The following is a 19649-nucleotide window of genomic DNA, read 5'->3' as shown; positions in this document are numbered from 1 at the left end:
TCCTCGGGAAATGCTTTCGGCATGGTGAACATCCTTCCACCGTGAGGAGCGATCCTCACAGATCAGATGTCAACCAAAGCTGGGGCAGTCCCTCCAGCTGACGAGCGGACCCAGATCGCGCCAGCTTGTGGTTGCTTCGATGAAGGTGACTGCATTCCCCGAATCGTGCGCCGATTCGTCGACTTCGCCGTACAGCACGATTTTTTGCCCTACGAAAGGGTACGGAAATTCCTCAAGATTTCCTGACGGGTACAGCATCTTCTGGAACTCGGACTCGGTGACCTTGCTGTAGGTGAGGGCGTCCTCGAACTCAGCATCGGTAGTCAACTCCAGCGAGGTCGCCAGGGTCGACGGATCAGTGGGGCTTTCGATCGCAGGCCGGGATTCGTTTCCCGAAGAACCACTCAGCGCATCTATCAATATTGAGCCGGTTACGCCTACTGCGAAGACGGCAAGACCTATACGTAGCGGACTGAATCGATTCCTTGGGGCAGTGGTCAGTCCACCAATGTTCGATCGAGTCGCCGGGGCGCTGGAATCGCGCAGAGGAAGCTGACGGGTTGCGGACATCGGGGCGATAGCCAGGGGTACGGCCGATCGCGAGCTACTCGGCTGGGTGTTCGATGTGGGTGCCCAGTTATCCGTCCACTGCTGGCCGTCCCACCATCGGTAGGCAGGAGACTGTGGGTCCGGGTACCAACCCGGCGGAAAGTTCTGAGACTTCGAGTCGGTCATTCTTACGCCCGAAAGCCATCGGTCGGGTCGCTCTTGGAGTCGACTGTGACATGGACTTCACCCGGCCGAAGCAATTTCAGTACTGGCCGCTCAAGGCCGAGTTTAGCCGCCGACTGACTGATGGACTCGCGCAGATAGGGGTAGACAGACATGACGCCAACACGTTCGACAAATTCGGTGATTACTTGTTCGGCCGCGGCAATTGGCGCATTGAGCGTGAAGACTGCCGACGCATCGGACAAATATTCACCACCCGCACCAGTGACAGTGGCTCGGCACCGCACTTCGATGACTAACGCTTCATGGCGTAGAGCAATCTGTATGGAAACGCTTGAAGTGTCAGCGTCAGTCGTGCGACGCCCGCTGACCTCGTAAAAAATTACGTCAGTAAGTTCCGAGAGCTCTAGGAGTTCGCGAGCGTCGGTGACTGTTCGCGGTGCATCGTCACTCATACTGCGAGTGCGTAGCTCGACTGAAAGCTGTCACCGGCCCAGTTGTTAACTCGAATGCTGACGGATGGCGCGTAGGTAATGCTTCCTAGTGCGTTCTCAACTTGCAGGTAGCCCTTGATGGTCGACGAACCACGCGGACCATTGAGAATGTGGCTGTCGATTCGAGCGTGGTCTTTCATTGAAGGAAACTCAACCTCGTCAGTATTGCGTTCTTGTTGACGAAGCCAGCTGACGACGTCACCCCACAGCCAAGCACCTCCGCCGACCAGGTTCACTGGTGTTGGAAACGGATGCGATTGGACCCTCTCGCCCCGTACCCAGTTTCCGACAGCCTGACGAGACACCTCGGCACGTTCGGCTATGTCCTGGCGAGTCACCAGATCTGGGTAAGTTCGTTCCGGTGGCAAACCGCACACTGCCAGCACGGCGGACGCATTCAGGGCTGCGGCGACTGCATCTGAGCCTTCGGCAGTAACCGTGGCAAGCGTGAGGCCACCGTGCGACTCAACCACCATGTCCAGGTGTTCCTCGGCCGCTGCGATACGGGCGTCACCCGGGTCAGCAACTTTCGGGATCACGAAAATGAACTCAAACTCGGTCGGGGACATATCCCCAGCATGCTCATCTGTTGTGTTGTTGTCAACTGGAAACAGCAATGGTTGTAGCTACTTCATCAGCTCATGCCGATCCGGGCATCTCGATGCTGATCTCTTCACTCGTCTGGCGGCGTTGCCAGGGTTCTTCGAGGTCCCGGGTAGCGTGATGAAGTTCGCTCGATCCTCGGTACACGGGCAGTAGATCGCGTACTTATGCCCCTGCTCTCGCAGTCGCCAGCCATGATTCTTAACCAGTTCTGCGACCACGTCGTAGATTTCTTTGTCGAGTGAGGGACGTGCATCTTTTAGTCCGACCTCATCCCAAGCCTCACCCATTCGACCGCCCAACCAGGAGGATGGTGCCAATGAGGCCGAGCGCGCCAAGTCCGAGACTCCATCGCTGACCGGGTTCTTGGTTGATCGGATCCTCCTGCCGTGAGGCCCCGCCGACAGAAATGGGTCTAGTAGGGCAGTGCTGACAGAAGAGTCTAGGGTGCGAGGCCGACACCGAGTGAACCCACTAGAGACCGATGTCCGTGACTGCATTTCTTGCGAGAGGCGCGTGCTCGCGGCGGTACACCTCGACGGAGTCGAGGCTGACGTGGCCGGTCTGGCGGGCGATGGCGGATCCGTCGGCACCGTTGCGGGTGCTTTGGGTGACGAATCCGGCGCGGAGCGAGTGTCCGCCCAGCTTCGCGAGTGCGGTCGGATCGAAGCCGGCGTGTTCGGCGCGGCGACGGATGGTCTGGTGAATTGCGGCTCCAGACAGCGCGGCGGTACCCAGGTTGCCGTTCTTCGCGACGGACCGGAGCAGCGGTGCGCGGGCTGCGGTGCGAGGTACTCCCCCTCGACACACGTGAGCGTCGAACGGTTCTCGCTTCCGGAGTAGCCGGATCACTGCAGGCCTGCCGCCGGCGTCGTCGGCGGCGACAACCTGCACCCAGCGAACGTAGGCGCAGGGCGGGCAGGTCTCATGAGACTCGGTGTACGGCAGCGCTTTCACCGCTCCCCTACCCTCTTGGTCGGTTTTCGATTTCCGCAGCCGGATGTGGAGTCCGTCGTGCCGGTGTACGGTGACGTCCCCGCACACCATCTCGGACAGCTCGCTGCGGCGATACGCGCCGGCGAACCCGAGGAGCAGGATCGCGGAGTCGCGGCGTTCGAGGACCTCGTCGGCCCAGCCTCTGCACCGGTCTCGGGCGGTCGATACGAGCAACCTGATGTCGTCGACCAGCAGCGGATCTCGTGGCGTTCGAGGTCGGTCCCCCGCCGCGGCGTACTCCCGCCGAATCCCCGAAAGGGTTGCGGTGACGAGCTCATGCGCGGACGGAGACAGGTGGCCTGTGGTGCGGTGCTGGTGGTTGATCGCGGCGATCCAGGTTCCGAAGGTGGCAACGGCGTAGGCCCGCTCCCCTGTTTCCGTGCGGGTGTCGGCGGCGTCGACAAGGTAGGCGGCAACGGTGATCGGGTGCGCCGGCAACGTCACGTGACCATTCGACTCGCACCAGTTGGTGAAGCGGCTCCACGCCGCCGCGTAGGTCTTGCGGGTTCCCTGGGAACGGGAGGACTGCACAGCGGCCGCAATCCGCTTCGCGACGGCGGGCGGAATAGTCGGCTCGACAGCGACCGCCCTGACGCTCTCAGCAACGCCCACCGTAGGTGTTCGGGCCGGTCGGAAGTCCATATCGCCAGCCTAACGCAGGTCACCGACATTTCTGCAGACGAAAACCGTGCTGAACTGCGGTTTTGGTGTAGATGATGCGGAAAATGCAATTTACATTGCTTTAATCCTAGAAACTAAGGGTGACTAGTAATAACCATTGATCAGAGTGGCAGGTCCCCGATACACGGTGGCCCGAATATCGGGGACCTGCCAGAGCGGGCAAGCCCAACAGCTTTGCACGCCAGACGTTTCGACAGACTCATGGTGTTCACGAGCATGTCGACGGCGCGGCGCTTTGCAGCTGGGCTCAGAATTTTCCCTTCGCTACCTCCCGCAGTGCGTCCTTCTCCAGCTCGGCCTCGGCGAGCAGGCGTTTGAGCTTGCCGTTCTGCTCGCGAAGCTCCTTGAGTTCCTTCGCGGCATCGGTGTCCATCCCGCCGTACTGACGCCGCCAGTTGTACAACGTCGCCGCCGACACCTCGAGCTCCGCCGCGATCTCCTCTTGCGTCTTGCCTGCAGCGGTCAGCTCATCGGCACGGCGCAGTTTGCGCACGATGTCCTCGGCAGAGTTCCGTTTCCGTCCAGCCATGATCTCCATCGTCCTATCCGCCCAGCTCATGGGCAACAAGACTCTAAAACAAGATGGCACCGTTTACCGGGGACACGCCAAGAGCGCCTTTATCAGCCCCGCCGGGGCGCGAGCTGACGTACTGCGCATCTGGCACACACCGGCGTAGCTGGGCGGAAGTGGCCGCTCCACTCCCCCATCGTCCGAATCGGATGATTAGCAACAGGGCCTCGGCGGAAGAACTTCTTCCGCCGAGGCCCTGTCGATTTGAAAAAGTGCGTCAGATGTCCTGAAGCGTATTCACGAGCTCGCGTATGTCTTCCTCGCTGAGCGCTTCTCTGATCACTTCTGCCACTGACTGGGGATCGCTTTTCAGTTTCGTCAGTGCCCGGACGGCGGCGCTGCGGGATGCTATCTGCTTGTCAGCATCGGAGGGGCGGCGTGGCTTCTTGTCGTCTGCTTTCGGCGATGGCGGGTCCTGCTGGCGCGAGGCCCACTTAGCAACCTGCTCCGCAGACGGAATCTGCGCCAGCGCTCGAGCGTCTCGAATCGCGAGATCGCCCGAACGCAGTTTTTCCCGCAACTCAGGCTCTAGTTTGAGCAAGGCGCGCCGCTGCGAGATCCAGCCTTCTGAGCGTCCCAACTTTTGAGCGGCCTTGGTGGCGCTTCCGAGTTCAGTAACAAGGAGGTTGACAGCTTCTGCCTCTTCGATGACGTCAAAGTCTTGCCTGTCCAGGTTTTCAACTATTGATGCCCACAGGATGGCCTCTTTGGATGATGCGAGGCTGTCCTGAACGACTACATCCATTCCCTTGCGGCCATACTTCTCGCTCGCAGCAAGCCGGCGGCAGCCGTTGACCACAACCCAACGTGCAGAACCGATGATGGCGACATCCTCTGGCCAAAGATCGAGCCATCGTGCGCTCGTAACAACCGTCCCAGGTTGAAGCTGCCGCTCTGCGATCGTGGCCAGATCGGCGAGGTCCCCCACCGCTGATCGTGGATTCCGAGGGTTGGCTACTAGTTCGGACAAAGGCACGTCTGGTCTAAATTGGCCATCCACAGGGATGGTTGCATCCACAGGCGACCTATCCCCTACCGAACCAACAAGACTAGAAAAATCGACTCGGCCGCCTCGGGACTTCTGTGAAGTAGCCACTTACTTACCCACTTCCAGCTCGAGGCATAGGCGTTGGAAGTCCTCGCGTGCCTGCAGCGATGCCCGATTCGGCGGGTACTCGGTAACCACTTGCCCTTGAGCTGCGGCTCGACTGTGCACCTTATAGTGCCGAACAACTGTGTTGGCGAGTGGCCAACCTTGCGCTTGGACGAAAGCTTCGGTCTGCTCGAGATCAACTCGGCCGTCTCTTGGATCCCAGTTGTTGATGACGACAATGAACGGGATTCCCTTTGGCTCAAGCACTTTGGAGATCGTGCGGGCTGTCGGGTCGAAGCTGAGTGGCTCCGGGACGATCGGGACAATCGCGAGATCGGTTACTGAAAGTACAGTGTCGAGCGCTTGCCCTGAAGTGCCGTTATCTACCGCCCCGGGGCGATCGCCAATCCAGCCCGGAGTGTCAACGTAAACGTGCTTGATTCCATCCAAGTTCGGTAGATGCCGGAGCATCTCGGGGTCGTCGATCTGAGTGACCCGAAATGGAAGGTCCTGCACTCGTTCGGCCCACCACACTGCTGAGCCCTGAGGGTCTATGGATGCTGCCAAAACTGGCGATTCGCTTTGCTTGGATCCGGATCGAGTCAGAACGTCATTTTTGACTGCCGCCAGGTTCATTGTGAGGGTACTCTTCCCCACTCCGCCCTTCTGGCTAATTATTACGTGTACGGGCATTGAGCCCACCTTCCGTTTGCTTCACCGCGTCGCGGCTACTTCGGTGTGGTGTTCTTGCGATGATCTTTACCGCGGTAAAGATCCGCGAGAACGCGTAGCACTTGGAGTTGCTTGCGCCCTCAAAATGTACATCACGAGGCGCGCTGAGTCCTCGGTTAGAGCTTCGACTCGCCGGAGCATGTATGTGATCCGGTGGATAGCCCTCCCGCCGGGCTTCGGTGCTCACCGGCTCGTTACCGCTGCAGCATTTCTTACCGTCGAGCCTTTACCGCGGTGAACGTCGAAATCGCAGAGAAGGCGGTGCCCTGCCTGTCTGATTCACCATCTAGGTACGGGCAAGCCAGATTGCCGCGTCTGAGCGGATACACCTACATGCCGTTGCATAGTCGTGCGATGGTTCTGCCATAGGTGCAGCGGCCTGAGTGCTGCGGCTGGTGGCCGTCTCCCAACATAGGCTGGGTCGCTGGTCGGTTGAGCAGTTGTCAGGAAGGTTCGGTGCGGCCAGGTTCTGTCCGAAGTTGCGATCTTTACCGCGGTAAAGATCGGATACTTTGACCTAGCTGCAGTGCTGGGCAAGAGCTATTGCAGTTCGTGTAGGTGTGGTTGCATGTTGTTGCAGTGCTTTGCGATCTTTCGCGACCAGGAATTCTGATGCAGTTGCTGACAAAGTCGGAGTTAGTGTGCAATCGTTGTCGGGCGGGTTTCGGACAGTGCCAAGTTGGTTAACACGCCCATTCACGATGGGCGGGTCGTTACGCTATGTTTCCGAGCGGCCGCTGAATCCATGTCTTTACCGCGGTAAAGGGCGGCCTCGCACCGCCGGATGTTAATTGCTGTTCATGCGGGTGAGCCGTGGAAGGGGGAGGTCTAGTGAGTTCGCGTTCCACTATTTGCCATCCCGGCAATTTCAGCCATCCCGTTGCATGCTGGTTTGGCCTGAATTTGTACGGTGCACTTTTGTAAGTGCAATCGCGGTTGGTGCGCTCATTCGTGACCCAGTATCGAGGATATCGGAACCCTACTGTCTTTTGTCACTGTGACGAAAGGACTCGAGTTCAATTCGGGCTTTACTGTTTCCGGGGCGATGTCCTGAAAACTCACAGTGCCTCTCCAGGGGCCAGTTGGAGGGCGCAGTCCTTCGAGTGGCGCTATTCGATGGGATCCGCTCTGACGGGCTTGGCCCGCGCTGGGGGAGTGGCATCGTCTATTAGCCCCGTGGTTGAGCAAGATCTATGTGATTGCCGGCTGCCGGGCCCCGCATGACGAAGAGGCTGGGCAACCCGATCCGCTTCCTTGTGATCTTTACCGCGGTAAAGGCCGGTCGATAGGGGGCTTGTGCATGTGGAGCTGCACGCTAGCCGTCGAGGTCCCTTTATGGCTACTCGGGCGTGCCTCCGAGGAGGGCCTCAGCGCCATGTTTCGTTGAGGCCGAGTGAGATGTTTGGAAGGCTGCATCATGATGTTGATGGAGCGATATAGCTGCGCACCAATGGGATTGCGGAAATATGGGAGTCGACTTGTGAGGTGGGGGCACGAAAGGTCTTAGCCTGGCTCCTTTGGATCGAATGCTTCATAATTGGAGGAGTGGGACGGAAGTAGCTCAGGTATTGCATGACCGACGTGGCGGTTGCGTAATACATAGTGGGATACAGGTTTCGATTGTATCGCGGTGCGTTCGATGCGATACTGTTGGGGCACTGTTGGGGCAGTGGGCGAATTGAGATCTTCACTTGTGCGATTCCATGAGTCGCCAATCCTGTTTGACGTTTGTCATCCGGGCGTATCCGAGCACCCGAATGCTCGCCGACGCTCTCGATGCCGTGGACGGCACCGGGCTCGGCGGATACGACCGGTATTTCGACCCGGCCGGTCAACAGCCGCTGTCGACTGCGATCGACCGGTGGGGCCACACCCCGTTGGCTGCGACTGCACTCACTTCGCGTGCGGTAGCGGGCATCGTGCGAATGCATTTGACGGACGGGCACCCACCTGCAGCCCACTGCGCGGTCACAACAGCCGGAGCGGATCGTGGCATCGGATCCAGTACCGCGGGTCGTGCTCGACCCCGACTACTACGAACATGGAACGCTTGCGCGTAGACACGCCCACGGTCTTCTCGATGACGTGGACTCTGTCCTCGCCGATGTCGAAACCCGCGCGGACAGCCTGTTGGAAGCACTCGTCGACTTTCTCGAATCGGAGACCACACGCGTGCCGGCCGATACCGTCGAGTGACAAGTGGTTCGTACTCGGGTTTGCAAAAAACTTGTCTTTCTCACGGCAGGGAGGCGGCGACGTCTCCGAAATCTCCGCGATGAAGATCGACCAGGCCGCGGACGAACGAGGCATCGATCTCGACCCCGTTCTGTGGGGTCTACGTCGAATCCGGGTCGTCCGAGAGTCGTGGGTTTCGGAAATCTTTCGGAGAGCGTCCGGTCCAGCGTTTGAAGGCGTGAGAGAAGTTGGCGAGGTCGCTGTATCCGAGTTCAGTAGCGATCTCGCTGACCGAAACCGAGCGGTCGAGGAGCCGTAGCATCGCGCGCTCGTACAGCAGCGATTGGCGCACCTTGCTGTAGGTGGTTCTTTCTTCGGCAAGCCGCCGTTTCAACGTGCTGCTGGACATTGACAATGCTTGTGCAACATCATGGTTGGTCCGCTGTCCGAGGTCCTTTTCCAACAGTTGCCTCACCTTCTCGGCGGATGTCATGGACCCACCCCGATGGGCGAGCGTTCGCTGCAGATCAGCGATAGCGAGTCGATATGCGAGAGGGTCCGAGAACCGACAAGCCTTGTTGAGGGTGTCCTCGGGTACGTGGACGAAGGAAATCGGAGCGTCGAAGAACCGGCGATTCGACCCCGGACCTTTGTCGTGGCTCGCCTCGGTCGGCTCCGGCCAGCTCAGATGGAGTGCCACCGGCGAGCATGACCAGCAGTCGTAATAACGCCGCCCACCGTAGGTGATGACCAAGCAGTCCAGTGCCGAATCCCCTGTATGCGCAGTGAGCCCGACGATCAGACCGTAGTCGCCAGCGTGGAACTGCGACTTCAACGCCGTGGAGATCAATGGCAGGTATGTCAGGAGATCGACGATCTCGGCGACCGAACCAGCGCTGATCAAAGGTGAACTCAGGGGCCCGAACGATGTCAACTGGGCCTGCTCGGCAAACGCAAATCCGAGTCGAGTGGCTTGGGCGATATCGAGTCGGGGTAGACCTCCCGAAACCACCGTATCGGTGCCTGCACGTCATGCTGAATGAGCGTCGCTTCACTGGTTCCTCCGCGGTGCATGATCGCACGAAGACGCGCGGCGGCGTCAGGGTCGAGTGCGCGGCGTTCGAGCAACTGAACGAACGCAAGCGGTGGCACACCCTCGTCGCTCAGCTTCACGATGATCCCTTTGACCCGAATTCACAAGTTCATGACTCCACCGAACATAGCCGTCGCTGGCGTTTGCGACGACGCTTTTGTCGATCACGCCAGGAACTGAGGTGGTGGCACGCCGGACGGATTCTTGTCCGGAAGGGCGCTATGAGTCTCTCGGGAATGGGGTATTGCGTGACACAGACCGGCGGTACACCGCTGTCGCTACTGTCGACCGAAACGGGTCGTCTTGCTCAACTCTGGATGGGCTTGTGAATCTTGGAACCCCTCGATGTACGGAGCGAGTAGGTCTGCGATATCGGTGGCGGTCTGGGCTCCGTCAGTCGGGGGCCGTGAGACATACGCCAAGGCCATCTGAACGATGGACGTGCTCAGGATATCGGCTTGGCGCTTCGGGGCTTGCACCCAGCATCGCTGAAATGTGGCAGAGAGGTGATCTGCGGCTCGCTCGACAAGCTGGGTGCTGTCAACAGTAATGAGCCGCAGGAGGTCTGCGGACGCGTCTTCTTCTCTTAGCGATCTGACCAATGGGTCACGTTCGGAGACGGCGAAAAACGCAACCAAACCTCGGGCGAGCGCCGACCTGATATCGCCAACACAAGTGTAGAGGCCATCGTCCACCACACTGACCAGCCGATCGGTCAATCGTATCGCGTAGCTCTCCGCCACACCGCGCCGGGACCCGAACTCGTTATAGATGGTCTGTCGAGACAAACCGGCTTCCTTCGCGACCTCGGACATGGTCACCGACTTCCAACTTTGCCGCAGCAGGAGAGCGCTCAATGCGTCTAACGCGGTCGCACGAAGCAGAGTGGTTGCCGCTGTCCGGTAGCTACCATCAGGGCGCGCAGTGTGGACGGAACTCATGAATAGAAGTCTAGGCACGTTCGGACATTGGTGGTGGGGGATGATGTTGCTGTCGCCAGCGCGTCGATGCCGCCAGTGATGCGACGAGTGGCGTTACTGGCGGGCGAACGAATCAGGCGCAGCGTTGAGCCGAACACCTACGAAGCACTCACCTGTTCTTTCGGTAGGTTTCCCGATCGACATGCAGCGAACACAGAGTGTGGCAAACCGGCACAACTACCGGCCTGTGGCGTCAGAAAGCGCTCTCTATTGCAAAGGTCGAGCTACGCACACCCCTCGTCTGCGTAGCTCGACCTTTGTCTGGCTGGTATTCGCGTCGTGAAATTTCGGCGTTCGATCAGACTCGCGCACCCATGATAAGTCAACGGAATCCACGCGGGTGCCAACATGAACAGTAGGAGCGGTGTCAATGTGAAAAATGCAAAATTTAACACAATATCTCGATTTCCACTGCATTCATGGAGGGCTGAAAAAGCCATCGTCGTGGTGTCGATCGTACTGGATCGGCACTGTTCTGCGATATGTCCAAGTTGGCCAAGTCGCAAGGAGTCCTTGTGCTTTATGCACAACTCAACCTTTCTTCTTGGTGTGTAGAAGACCGGTTATGTCTGCGTGGCCGTTCATTTCATGGATTGATGCACTTATGAATGAAGAGATATTCTCGGTCAACTCTACTTTTCTATTTTCTATCTCGTCCACAAGTGTTTCTATCAAATGAGTCTCTAGCGTTTAGTGTCATACTTCCCTGGTAGTTCAATTCTGGAGCGGCGCGCCATTTCGGTGACGATCGCTGAGGATCTAGCTTGTCGATGTCGGGGCTTGCTCCGCCGCCTGTGCACCTCGGCTTCTCGTCAGAGCTCATTGCTGGCTTCTGACGCACCGCCTCCTTTCGGTTCGGCTTGTCGGTGACGGAAGCGTCAACGGCTGGTGGTTGATGAGCTGCATCACTAATATCTGTACATATAGCGTGCATCTGTCCATTAATTGGACAAAAAGTCACCGTATGTATAGTACTGTGGGCAGGTAGGCAGGCCGTCGGCTTTGGTCAAACCCTCGAGGGTGCACTCTCGCGCTGGGGTCCAGGCCCCCGGGTCGAGGAGCAGTTATCCGGTTTGAAGAACCAGAAGGAGACGCCATGGCAACGCCACCGAGCAGTTCAATCGATTACGACGTCTTGATCGTCGGTTCGGGCTTCGGCGGGAGCGTGACCGCGCTTCGGTTGGTGGAGAAGGGGTACCGAGTCGGGATCCTGGAAGCCGGCCAACGCTTCGAGGACAAGGACTTCGCGAAGAACAGCTGGGATATCAAGCGTTTTCTGTGGGCACCGAAGCTTGGCCTGTACGGAATCCAGCGCGTGCACCTGTTGCGCGATTGCCTCATCCTCGCCGGTGCCGGAGTGGGCGGTGGATCGCTGAACTACGCGAACACGCTGTACAAGCCGCAGGCACCGTTCTTCGAGGACAAGCAGTGGGCGCACATCACCGACTGGAGCAGTGAGCTTTCTCCGTTCTACGACCAGGCCACCCGCATGCTGGGCGTGGTGCGCAATCCGCACATGACCCCCGCCGACGAGGTGATGAAGTCGGTCGCCGAGGACATGGGCGTCGCCGATACTTTCGTTCAGACACCGGTGGGCGTGTTCTTCGGTGACGAGCCGGGAAGGACAGTCTTGGACCCGTACTTCGGTGGTGCAGGCCCCGAGCGCACGGGATGCATCGAATGTGGTGAGTGCATGACGGGGTGTCGTCACGGCGCCAAGAACACCCTGCTGAAGAACTACCTCGGCTTGGCCGAGCGCGCGGGAGCCGAGATCGTGCCGATGACGACGGTGTCCGGCCTTCGCCCCCGATCCGACGGCACCTGGGACGTCGACACCGAGCGCACCGGTGCTCGGCTCCGCAAGGGCAGGAAGACGTATAGCGCTGCCAATGTCGTGTTGGCAGCCGGTACCTGGGGCACCCAGAACCTGCTGCACAAGATGAAGGACACCGGCGCGCTGCCCCGCCTGTCGGACACGCTCGGGGAACTGACGCGTACCAACTCCGAGTCGATCGTCGGAGCGGCCAAATACGTGGTGGACCCGTCGATGGATCTCACGCGCGGCGTCGCGATCACGTCCTCGTTCCATCCCAGTCCGAACACGCACATCGAGCCGTGCCGCTACGGCAAGGGTTCCAACGCGATGGGCATGCTGCAGACCCTGATGACCGACGGCGGCGGGAAGATTCCGCGGTGGCTCAAGTTCGTGTTCGCGTTGATCGCACACCCGGTTCAGTTCGTCCGTGTGGTCAACGTCCGGCGCTGGAGCGAGCGCACGATCATTGCGCTGGTGATGCAGAATTTGGACAACTCGATCACCACGTTCACCAAGCGTGGGCCGTTCGGCCGAAAGATCTCGAGCCGGCAGGGGCACGGTGAGCCGAATCCGACGTGGATCCCCGAGGGCAATGACGCCACCCGGCGCATTGCGAAGAAGATCGGTGGCGTTGCAGGTGGCACTTGGGGAGAGCTGTTCAACATTCCGCTCACCGCCCACTTCCTCGGCGGCTGCGCGATCGCCTCGGATTCGGCGCACGGCGTCATCGATCCGTACCACCGCGTCCACGGCTACCCGACGCTGAGCGTGGTCGACGGGGCGGCCGTGTCGGCCAACCTCGGAGTGAACCCGTCGCTGACCATCAGCGCGCAGGCCGAGCGGTCCGCCGCGCTGTGGCCGAACAAGGGTGAGCTGGATCTTCGCCCGGCACAGGGGCTTCCGTATCAGCGGCTCGATCCCATCGCCCCCAACTCGCCGGTCGTCCCGGTGGACGCTCCGGGTGGTCTGCGACTGCCGATCGTCGAGATCCGAAATGGCCATCTAGTCGCTGGTGAGACGGCTCCGCGGTGAAAGAAGTACTTGGTGAGCGCGCATTTCGAAACGGGAACTCAGCCGCTCGATGCCTTCATGTAGAGCGCAGAGCTGTCGCACTTCATATCTGGAGTGGACTCAGGTCGGATCTCTGAGGGCGAACCGTCTGACCCGAGTTCACAAGTTTTTGTCTACGGAACATGGCCGCCATTCACGTTTGCGGCGACACTGTTATCAATCGCGGAAGAAAATTGAGGAGTTGACATGGCAGCTGTAACTTTCGTCGCCCACGATGGTCAGAAGCACGAGGCGGCTCTGGTCGAAGGTCGATCGCTGATGCAGATTGCAACCGACAATGCTGTGCCGGGGATCGATGGGGACTGTGGGGGCGAAACGGCCTGTGGCACCTGCCATGTGATCGTCGACCCGCAGTGGTCAGGAGAGGTGGGTCTGTCCGGCGCCGACGAGGAAGAGATGCTGGCGATGAACCCCGAGCGTGAACCCACTTCTCGGTTGTCGTGCCAGATGGTGGCCTCGGAAGCGTGGGATGGCCTGATCGTTCGAACACCTGAATTCCAACTGTGATATGCGAAAGGCAGGCACGACAGCATGAAAGTTTCTGAGTCGATCACCGACAAGGTCCAGTCGACCATCCCGATAGGCCTGCAGATCCAGGGCGCTCATCTGTACGACAAGACCCGACGGTGGGTGACTGGAACGAATGGCAAGAAGATCTTCGTCGAAAGTCCCATCCCACCGGTCGAGGATGTCGAGCTCGCCGACATCGACCTCAGTAACCCCTTCCTTTACAGACAAGGGCGGTGGCAGTCGTACTTCGAACGGGTGCGCAACGAGGCACCGGTTCACTACCAACCCAACAGTCCGTTCGGCCCGTTCTGGTCGGTCACGCGCCATGCCGATATCGTGGCCGTCGACAAAAATCATGCGCTGTTTTCCGCCGAGCCGTTCATCGTCATCGGCGTCCCGCCCCGGTTTCTCGATATCGAGATGTTCATCGCGATGGACCCACCACGCCACGACAGACAGAGGGCTGCCGTCCAAGGCGTGGTCGCACCGAAGAACCTCCGGGAGATGGAGGGACTCATCCGATCACGCGTGCAGGAGGTGCTGGACGACCTCCCCTTGAACGAGCCGTTCGACTGGGTCCAGAATGTCTCGATCGAGTTGACAGCTCGGATGCTCGCAACTCTTCTGGATTTCCCCTACGAACAACGCCGCAAACTCGTCTACTGGTCTGATCTGGCAACCTCGATGGAGCAAGCCAACGGTGGGCCCTCGGACAACGACGAGGTGTTTGAAGGCATGCGTGACATGGCCCGTGGCCTCAGCGCTCTCTGGCATGACAAAGCAGCCAGGAGGTCTGTAGGGGAAGAGTCCGGTTTCGATCTGATCACCATGTTGCAGAGCAACGAGGACACCAAGGATCTGATCGATCGTCCGATGGAATTTCTGGGCAACCTCGTACTGCTGATCGTCGGTGGCAACGACACGACGCGAAACTCGATGAGCGGTGGCGTTCTTGCGTTGAACCAATTCCCCGACCAGTTCGAGAAACTGAAGGCCAATCCCGATTTGATCCCCAACATGAACTCGGAAATCATCCGATGGCAAACACCATTGGCGTACATGCGCCGAATCGCCAAAGCCGACACCGTTCTGAACGGACAATTCATCCGCAAGGGCGACAAACTGGTGATGTGGTACGCCTCGGGTAACCGCGACGAACGCGTTTTCGAGAATCCTGATGATTTCATCATCGATCGCGCCAATGCGCGCAATCACATCGCGTTCGGATTCGGTGTACACCGGTGTATGGGCAATCGACTGGCCGAAATGCAGCTGCGGATTCTGTGGGAGGAGTTGCTTCCCCGCTTCGAGAACATCGAGGTCGTCGGCGACCCCGAGTACGTTCAGTCGAATTTCGTGCGGGGCATCAGCAAGATGATGGTGCGCCTGACGCCTACTTCCAGCGCATGACATCGCAACGGGCGATCATCGTCGGCGCAAGCCATGCTGGGGCACAACTGGCAGCAAGTTTGCGCCAAGAGGGTTGGACAGGCGACATCGTCCTCATCGGTAACGAGTCTGCCACTCCCTATCAACGCCCCCCGCTGTCGAAGGCATACCTGGCGGGCAAATGCGTACTCGACGACATCGCCATTCGCAGCACGGACTTCTACTCCAAGCAAGGTATTCAGCTTCTGAACGCGCAGGTGGAGGCCATCGCTCGGTCGGAAGGCAACGTCGTTCTCGACACCGGCGAGAAGCTGGCCTACGACAAGCTCGCGCTGTGCACGGGAGCCCGTCCTCGTCGGCTCACCGTTCCCGGGGCCGATCTCCACGGGGTGTACTACCTGCGCACCGCAGCGGACGTCGAGAGGATCCGTATGGCCACCAGCCCTGGTCGGCGGGTGGTGATCGTCGGAGGCGGCTACATCGGACTCGAGACAGCGGCATCGCTGCGCGTACTGGGCGTACAGGTCACAGTCCTCGAGGCAGCTGGGCGTGTGCTCGAGCGGGTCACTGCCCCCGACGTATCGACGTTCTTCGAGCGGATACATCGCGAGCAGGGAGTCGACATCAGAACGAACGCGATGGTCGAGGGCCTGTCCGGTGACCGTGAGGTTCGTGAAGTCACCTTGGCCAGCGGGGAATCGATCCCCGCAGATCTGGTCATCGTCGGTGTCGGCGTCGAGCCGAACACCGACCTCGCCGCCGATGCGGGTCTTGTCATCGACAACGGCATCGTGATCGACGATCACACTCGGACCAACGACCCCGACATCATGGCGGCGGGGGACTGCGCGAGCCACGACATGGCCCGTTACGGCCGTCGACTACGGTTGGAGTCCGTCTCGAGCGCAGGAGAGCAGGCCAAAGTCGCTGCCTCGACCGCCTGCGGGAAGTCCAGAAAAATCGAAGCGTTGCCGTGGTTCTGGTCAGATCAGTATCACTTCAAGCTGCAGATCGCCGGCCTCAACACCGGATACGACGAAGTGGTTCTCAGCGGTGACCCCACCCGCGACAGTGATTTCAGTTGCTTCTATCTCCAGGCCGGTGAGCTCATTGCCGCCGACTGCATAGGTCGCCCGCGCGAGTTCATGTACAGCAAACGGGTGATCGCCCAGCGACTCCCCGTCCAACGCGAAGACCTGATGCTCGGCGGACTCGCGCGCAACTGACCGATCCTTTGGTCGTTGTGCACACAGCAACCGGCTTGCTCAGAAAAGGGAACATCAGCGATGACCATGACAGACCGCCCGCCCGGGGCACATACGAAGCAGCCACCACACGCGCACCTGGGAGCAACTGACTTCCTCGACATCGAGCACGAATCCGTGCGGGCGTTCACCGCCGCGGCAATCGGGGATGCGAGCAGCGACCGTGACAAGGCCAGACGCCTCTTCGCCGCCGTCCGCGACCAGATCTGGTACGACCCGTACACCGTGTCGGACGATCCGGCCCACTATCGAGCGAGCTTCGTCCTCGAGACCGGGCGCGCTTATTGCGTCCCGAAGGCGGTGCTCTTGACCGCAGTGTGCCGGGCGGCGGGTATTCCGGCACTGCTCGGCTTCGCCGACGTCCGAAATCACCTGCAGACCGAGGCGTTGCGCGCGCTGATGGGCGGCACCGACCTGTTCGTCTATCACGGCTACAGTCGTCTCTACATCGAGGGCCGGTGGTTGAAGGCCACGCCGGCTTTCAATGTCGAGTTGTGCGCTCGTTTCGGCGTGCCACCAGTGGAATTCGACGGCGATCGCGATGCTCTCATGCATGCCTTCACCGCAGACGGAGCCCAGCACATGGAGTATGTCCGCGAGCGAGGAGTCTTCGACGACCTACCCTTGGACGCGATCTTGACGGTGCTTCGGCACGCCTACGGACCGAAGATCTTCACGGGCGCTCACCCACTCGACGAGGCTTTCACCGGCACACCCGATCGCCGCACCCGGCCGTACGAAAATCCGGGGATCGAAACCCGCCGCGGGGGTCTCGATGAACACAAGCGGTGAGAACATACGCCCTGAACCCCGTATCGCGGCCGACTGCCGATCGGTCGGAGTTCTCTCCGCGAACAATCGCGGTCGTGAACACTCGGACTGCCTCGGACACCTTCGAATCGGGTGAGCCGATACCTGCTGGCAGAGCTGTGCCGCACGACTGTCTCGTCGGCGTGGCCGTGTTCTGGCCGACACCGGAAGTTGCACCGAACAGACGAGACCCGTTCTGCCGCCGGGGTTGCGGCTGCGCGCGATGAACGACCGATCCGAACGCCTCCCCGGGCACGAGACGCCGCGCGATACCCATATCCCTCTTCCGTGTGCGCAGCCGCTACCGCGAGAGCGGGTCGAACGGCGTGTCCCGATGTCGCATATCTATGCAAGGAGCGCAGCATGATGAACAACGCACCTCACACCCCCGCCAGGACCGTGGCGATCACAGGTGGAGCTCGCGGCATCGGCTATCAGACAGCGAAGGAGTTGATTCGACGAGGCCACCGGGTCGCCATCGGAGACATCGACGAGGCACGTGCGAAGGAGGCCGCCGCCGAACTCGGGGTGAAGGTCGTCACCCGACTCGACGTCACCGAACCTGACTCGTTCACAACGTTTCTGGACCTGGTCGAACGTGAACTCGGACCCCTCGACATCCTGATCAACAACGCGGGCATCATGCCTACCGGCCACGCCCACGAAGAGGACGATGCAGTAACCCGGCGGCAAGTCGAGATCAACGTCCTGGGGGTCATCTTCGGGACCAAACTGGCTCTTCAGCGAATGCTGCCGCGCCGCACCGGACACATCATCAACACTGCGTCATTGGCCGGCGAGCTCGCGGTACCTGGTTTGGCGACCTACTGCGCTACCAAGTTCGCAGTCATCGGATTCACAGAGGCCGCACGACTGGAGTACCGCAAGTCAGGGGTTCGACTGTCCACAGTCCGCCCGACGTTCACCAACACCGAACTCGTCGCCGGAACCGCCGGCGCAAAGGGATTACGCAACGCCGAGCCGGAGGAGATCGCCCGCGCGACAGCAGATCTGATCGAGTATCCACGCCCCTTCGTCCGCGTCACCCGTCTCGCAGGCGCAATGGTCGCGGCGGTGAAATTCGTCCCCCGGTGGTTGGCGACCGGACTGGGTGCGGCCCTGAACACAGATTCGGTGTTCCTCGCGGACGTGGACATGGCTGCTCGCCGAACGTATCTCGACAGAATCCAGAACAGCTGAGCGTGCCGACACGCGCGCTCGACCAGCCACCCGAAAGGCAGCCACAGTGACCCACACGACTCTGATCGAGAACTATCCCCACCGGATGGGAGGGCACTGCGGGTCAGGTGCAATGCGAGACCTTCTCCATTGGCACGGTCTGGGATGGGACGGACCACCCGACGAGGGGTTGGTGTTCGCACTGGGTGGTGATCTCGGTTTGTCCTACCTGCGATCGGCCGACCTGGTCCCACCGATATACCTGGTCGGCCGCGGTGCCGACTTCGAGATCGACTTGCCGCGCAGGCTCGGCGGACAAGTCGAGGTTCTCACGACCGACGATCCCGCTGAGGGATGGTCATGGGTTCGCGACGACATCGATGCGGGACGACCCAGCCTGATCTGGGCCGATATCGCTGAACTGCCCTACCTACGGGTGAAACTGCAGATGAGTCGCCACGACATCGTGGTGATCGGCTACGACGAGATCGGGGGGACTGCCTCGGTCGTCGACAACGATCGGGCCGACGTGCAGGAGATCCCGCTCGACGCGCTGGCTCGGGCGCGATCCTCCACCTCGTTCCCACAACCGACACGTCACTGCACGTACCGAATCACATGGCCACAGACACTGCCGCCCGTGTCGACTGCCGCGGCCGCGGCCTTTGCCCGATCCGCCGCCAGCATGCGCGTCCCATCGACACCGGGAATAGCCGACCACGTACCAGCGGCCGGTGCCGAAGGATTGGCCGCGGTCGACCAGCTGGCAACCGACGTCAAGAGCTGGGTCGACCTTCCGCCCAATGACCTCGAGACGCTGCTGTTCAGTCTCGGTATCTTCATCGAAAAGGCCGGAACCGGAGGCGGGCTCTTTCGTCGGCTTCTCGCCGACGGCTGTACCGAGATTGCACGTCTGACCGGTGATCCCGCTACCGCAGACCTCGCGGTGGCCGCCGATCACTGCGCCCAGGCCTGGACCGAAACTGCCCGCGCCGGAATGGAACGCGGTCTCGGTGTGCGAACACGCGCAGCTGCGGTGGCCGTGTCGGCTGCCAGACTGCCTGCACTCGAGCTGATCCTGGTGGAGTCCCTGGAGTCTGCTTCACGCTCGCTGTCCGCCATCACGGGATGAGGCGCACCGTCGTTCGATGGCGCGCGGTAAACGGCGCATCGCACTGTGCTGCAGCCGCTGGTGTTGGATCGCCGCAGGCGTGCGGAGGCACCGAACGACCGAAGTTGCCGTACGGAACAGTCGAACGCCTCTCGGTGGACGCTGCATCGATGCCGTGTCGTTGCTCGGCAACAGACCCTGATCCCTGCCCCACGCCGACAACAATTCAGCCGCCGACGGAAGCCCTCGATGTAGCTCGGACCCGGAGAATGCCGTAGACACCGGCGGATCGGTGATAGATCTCAGCGATCGTGTCCCCGACGACCAGCCGGCGGATTTCCCGGTCGG

The 19649-nt window shown here is 60.4% G+C and carries 16 protein-coding genes and 2 pseudogenes; 8 read left to right on the top strand and 10 right to left on the bottom strand.

Features of this window, described 5'->3' with window-relative positions; all coding sequences use genetic code 11:
* Nucleotides 1–69 precede the first annotated feature (69 nt).
* The 8 genes and pseudogenes from AB0P23_RS24850 to AB0P23_RS24815 all read right to left on the bottom strand — a co-directional run bounded on the left by AB0P23_RS24850 (nt 70) and on the right by AB0P23_RS24815 (nt 5863).
* On the bottom strand, nt 70–570 hold the full coding sequence (locus tag AB0P23_RS24850; protein WP_363799729.1) for a hypothetical protein: 501 nt from the start codon (nt 568–570) through the stop codon (nt 70–72).
* Nucleotides 571–621: 51 nt separating this feature from the next.
* Nucleotides 622–735, bottom strand: a pseudogene (locus AB0P23_RS24845) (DUF2510 domain-containing protein); the annotation flags it as partial.
* Between the two features lie 2 nt (nt 736–737).
* Nucleotides 738–1187, bottom strand: a complete 450-nt coding sequence (locus tag AB0P23_RS24840) for a hypothetical protein (protein ID WP_363799727.1) — start codon at nt 1185–1187, stop codon at nt 738–740.
* A complete protein-coding gene (locus AB0P23_RS24835) occupies nt 1184–1795 on the bottom strand; it encodes a hypothetical protein (RefSeq protein ID WP_363799726.1) in 612 nt (203 codons plus the stop codon). Before AB0P23_RS24835 ends, AB0P23_RS24840 begins: the two co-directional genes overlap by 4 nt.
* A 508-nt stretch (nt 1796–2303) precedes the next feature.
* A complete protein-coding gene (locus tag AB0P23_RS24830; RefSeq protein WP_363799724.1) occupies nt 2304–3467 on the bottom strand; it encodes a site-specific integrase in 1164 nt (387 codons plus the stop codon).
* A gap of 286 nt (nt 3468–3753) precedes the next feature.
* Nucleotides 3754–4035, bottom strand: a complete 282-nt coding sequence (locus AB0P23_RS24825; protein WP_068050830.1) for a transposase — start codon at nt 4033–4035, stop codon at nt 3754–3756.
* A gap of 259 nt (nt 4036–4294) precedes the next feature.
* Entirely contained in the window at nt 4295–5005 is a 711-nt protein-coding gene (locus tag AB0P23_RS24820; RefSeq protein ID WP_232433755.1) for a ParB/RepB/Spo0J family partition protein, read from the bottom strand.
* A gap of 168 nt (nt 5006–5173) precedes the next feature.
* Nucleotides 5174–5863 (bottom strand): ParA family protein, encoded by a 690-nt coding sequence (locus AB0P23_RS24815; protein WP_008720348.1) that lies wholly within the window; start codon nt 5861–5863, stop codon nt 5174–5176.
* 2028 nt (nt 5864–7891) lie between these two features.
* On the opposite strand from AB0P23_RS24815, the gene AB0P23_RS24810 reads away from it, so the two are divergent.
* Nucleotides 7892–8098: a hypothetical protein gene (locus tag AB0P23_RS24810; RefSeq protein ID WP_317549639.1), complete on the top strand. Its 207-nt coding sequence runs from the start codon at nt 7892–7894 to the stop codon at nt 8096–8098.
* A 139-nt stretch (nt 8099–8237) separates the two neighbouring features.
* On the opposite strand, the pseudogene AB0P23_RS24805 reads toward AB0P23_RS24810, so the two are convergent.
* Together AB0P23_RS24805 and AB0P23_RS24800 are read right to left on the bottom strand one after the other, a co-directional pair.
* Nucleotides 8238–9250, bottom strand: a pseudogene (locus AB0P23_RS24805) (AraC family transcriptional regulator).
* 198 nt (nt 9251–9448) lie between these two features.
* Complete coding sequence (locus tag AB0P23_RS24800; RefSeq protein ID WP_317549638.1) at nt 9449–10111, bottom strand: TetR family transcriptional regulator; 663 nt, start codon at nt 10109–10111, stop codon at nt 9449–9451.
* A gap of 1135 nt (nt 10112–11246) precedes the next feature.
* On the opposite strand from AB0P23_RS24800, the gene AB0P23_RS24795 reads away from it, so the two are divergent.
* The 7 genes from AB0P23_RS24795 (at nt 11247) to AB0P23_RS24765 (ending at nt 19322) form a co-directional block, all read left to right on the top strand.
* Nucleotides 11247–12998 carry a GMC family oxidoreductase gene (locus tag AB0P23_RS24795; RefSeq protein ID WP_363799720.1) on the top strand — a complete coding sequence of 584 codons (1752 nt, stop codon included), beginning with the start codon at nt 11247–11249 and terminating at the stop codon, nt 12996–12998.
* A gap of 225 nt (nt 12999–13223) precedes the next feature.
* Nucleotides 13224–13544 (top strand): 2Fe-2S iron-sulfur cluster-binding protein, encoded by a 321-nt coding sequence (locus tag AB0P23_RS24790; protein WP_317549636.1) that lies wholly within the window; start codon nt 13224–13226, stop codon nt 13542–13544.
* A 24-nt stretch (nt 13545–13568) separates the two neighbouring features.
* Nucleotides 13569–14957, top strand: coding sequence for a cytochrome P450 (locus tag AB0P23_RS24785; RefSeq protein ID WP_317549635.1), 1389 nt, complete (start codon nt 13569–13571; stop codon nt 14955–14957).
* Nucleotides 14954–16162, top strand: a complete 1209-nt coding sequence (locus AB0P23_RS24780) for an FAD-dependent oxidoreductase (RefSeq protein WP_317549634.1) — start codon at nt 14954–14956, stop codon at nt 16160–16162. Before AB0P23_RS24785 ends, AB0P23_RS24780 begins: the two co-directional genes overlap by 4 nt.
* Nucleotides 16163–16228: 66 nt before the next feature.
* Nucleotides 16229–16993, top strand: a complete 765-nt coding sequence (locus AB0P23_RS24775; RefSeq protein ID WP_363799728.1) for a transglutaminase domain-containing protein — start codon at nt 16229–16231, stop codon at nt 16991–16993.
* 381 nt (nt 16994–17374) lie between these two features.
* Nucleotides 17375–18211 (top strand): SDR family oxidoreductase, encoded by an 837-nt coding sequence (locus AB0P23_RS24770; RefSeq protein WP_363799718.1) that lies wholly within the window; start codon nt 17375–17377, stop codon nt 18209–18211.
* A gap of 46 nt (nt 18212–18257) precedes the next feature.
* Nucleotides 18258–19322, top strand: a complete 1065-nt coding sequence (locus AB0P23_RS24765; RefSeq protein ID WP_363799716.1) for a BtrH N-terminal domain-containing protein — start codon at nt 18258–18260, stop codon at nt 19320–19322.
* Nucleotides 19323–19649 lie beyond the last annotated feature (327 nt).

The sequence above is a fragment of the Rhodococcus sp. NPDC077669 genome (genome assembly GCF_040686915.1).
Classification (GTDB): Bacteria; Actinomycetota; Actinomycetes; order Mycobacteriales; family Mycobacteriaceae; genus Rhodococcoides; species Rhodococcoides fascians.
This window is presented reverse-complemented; position numbering and strand designations above follow the sequence as displayed.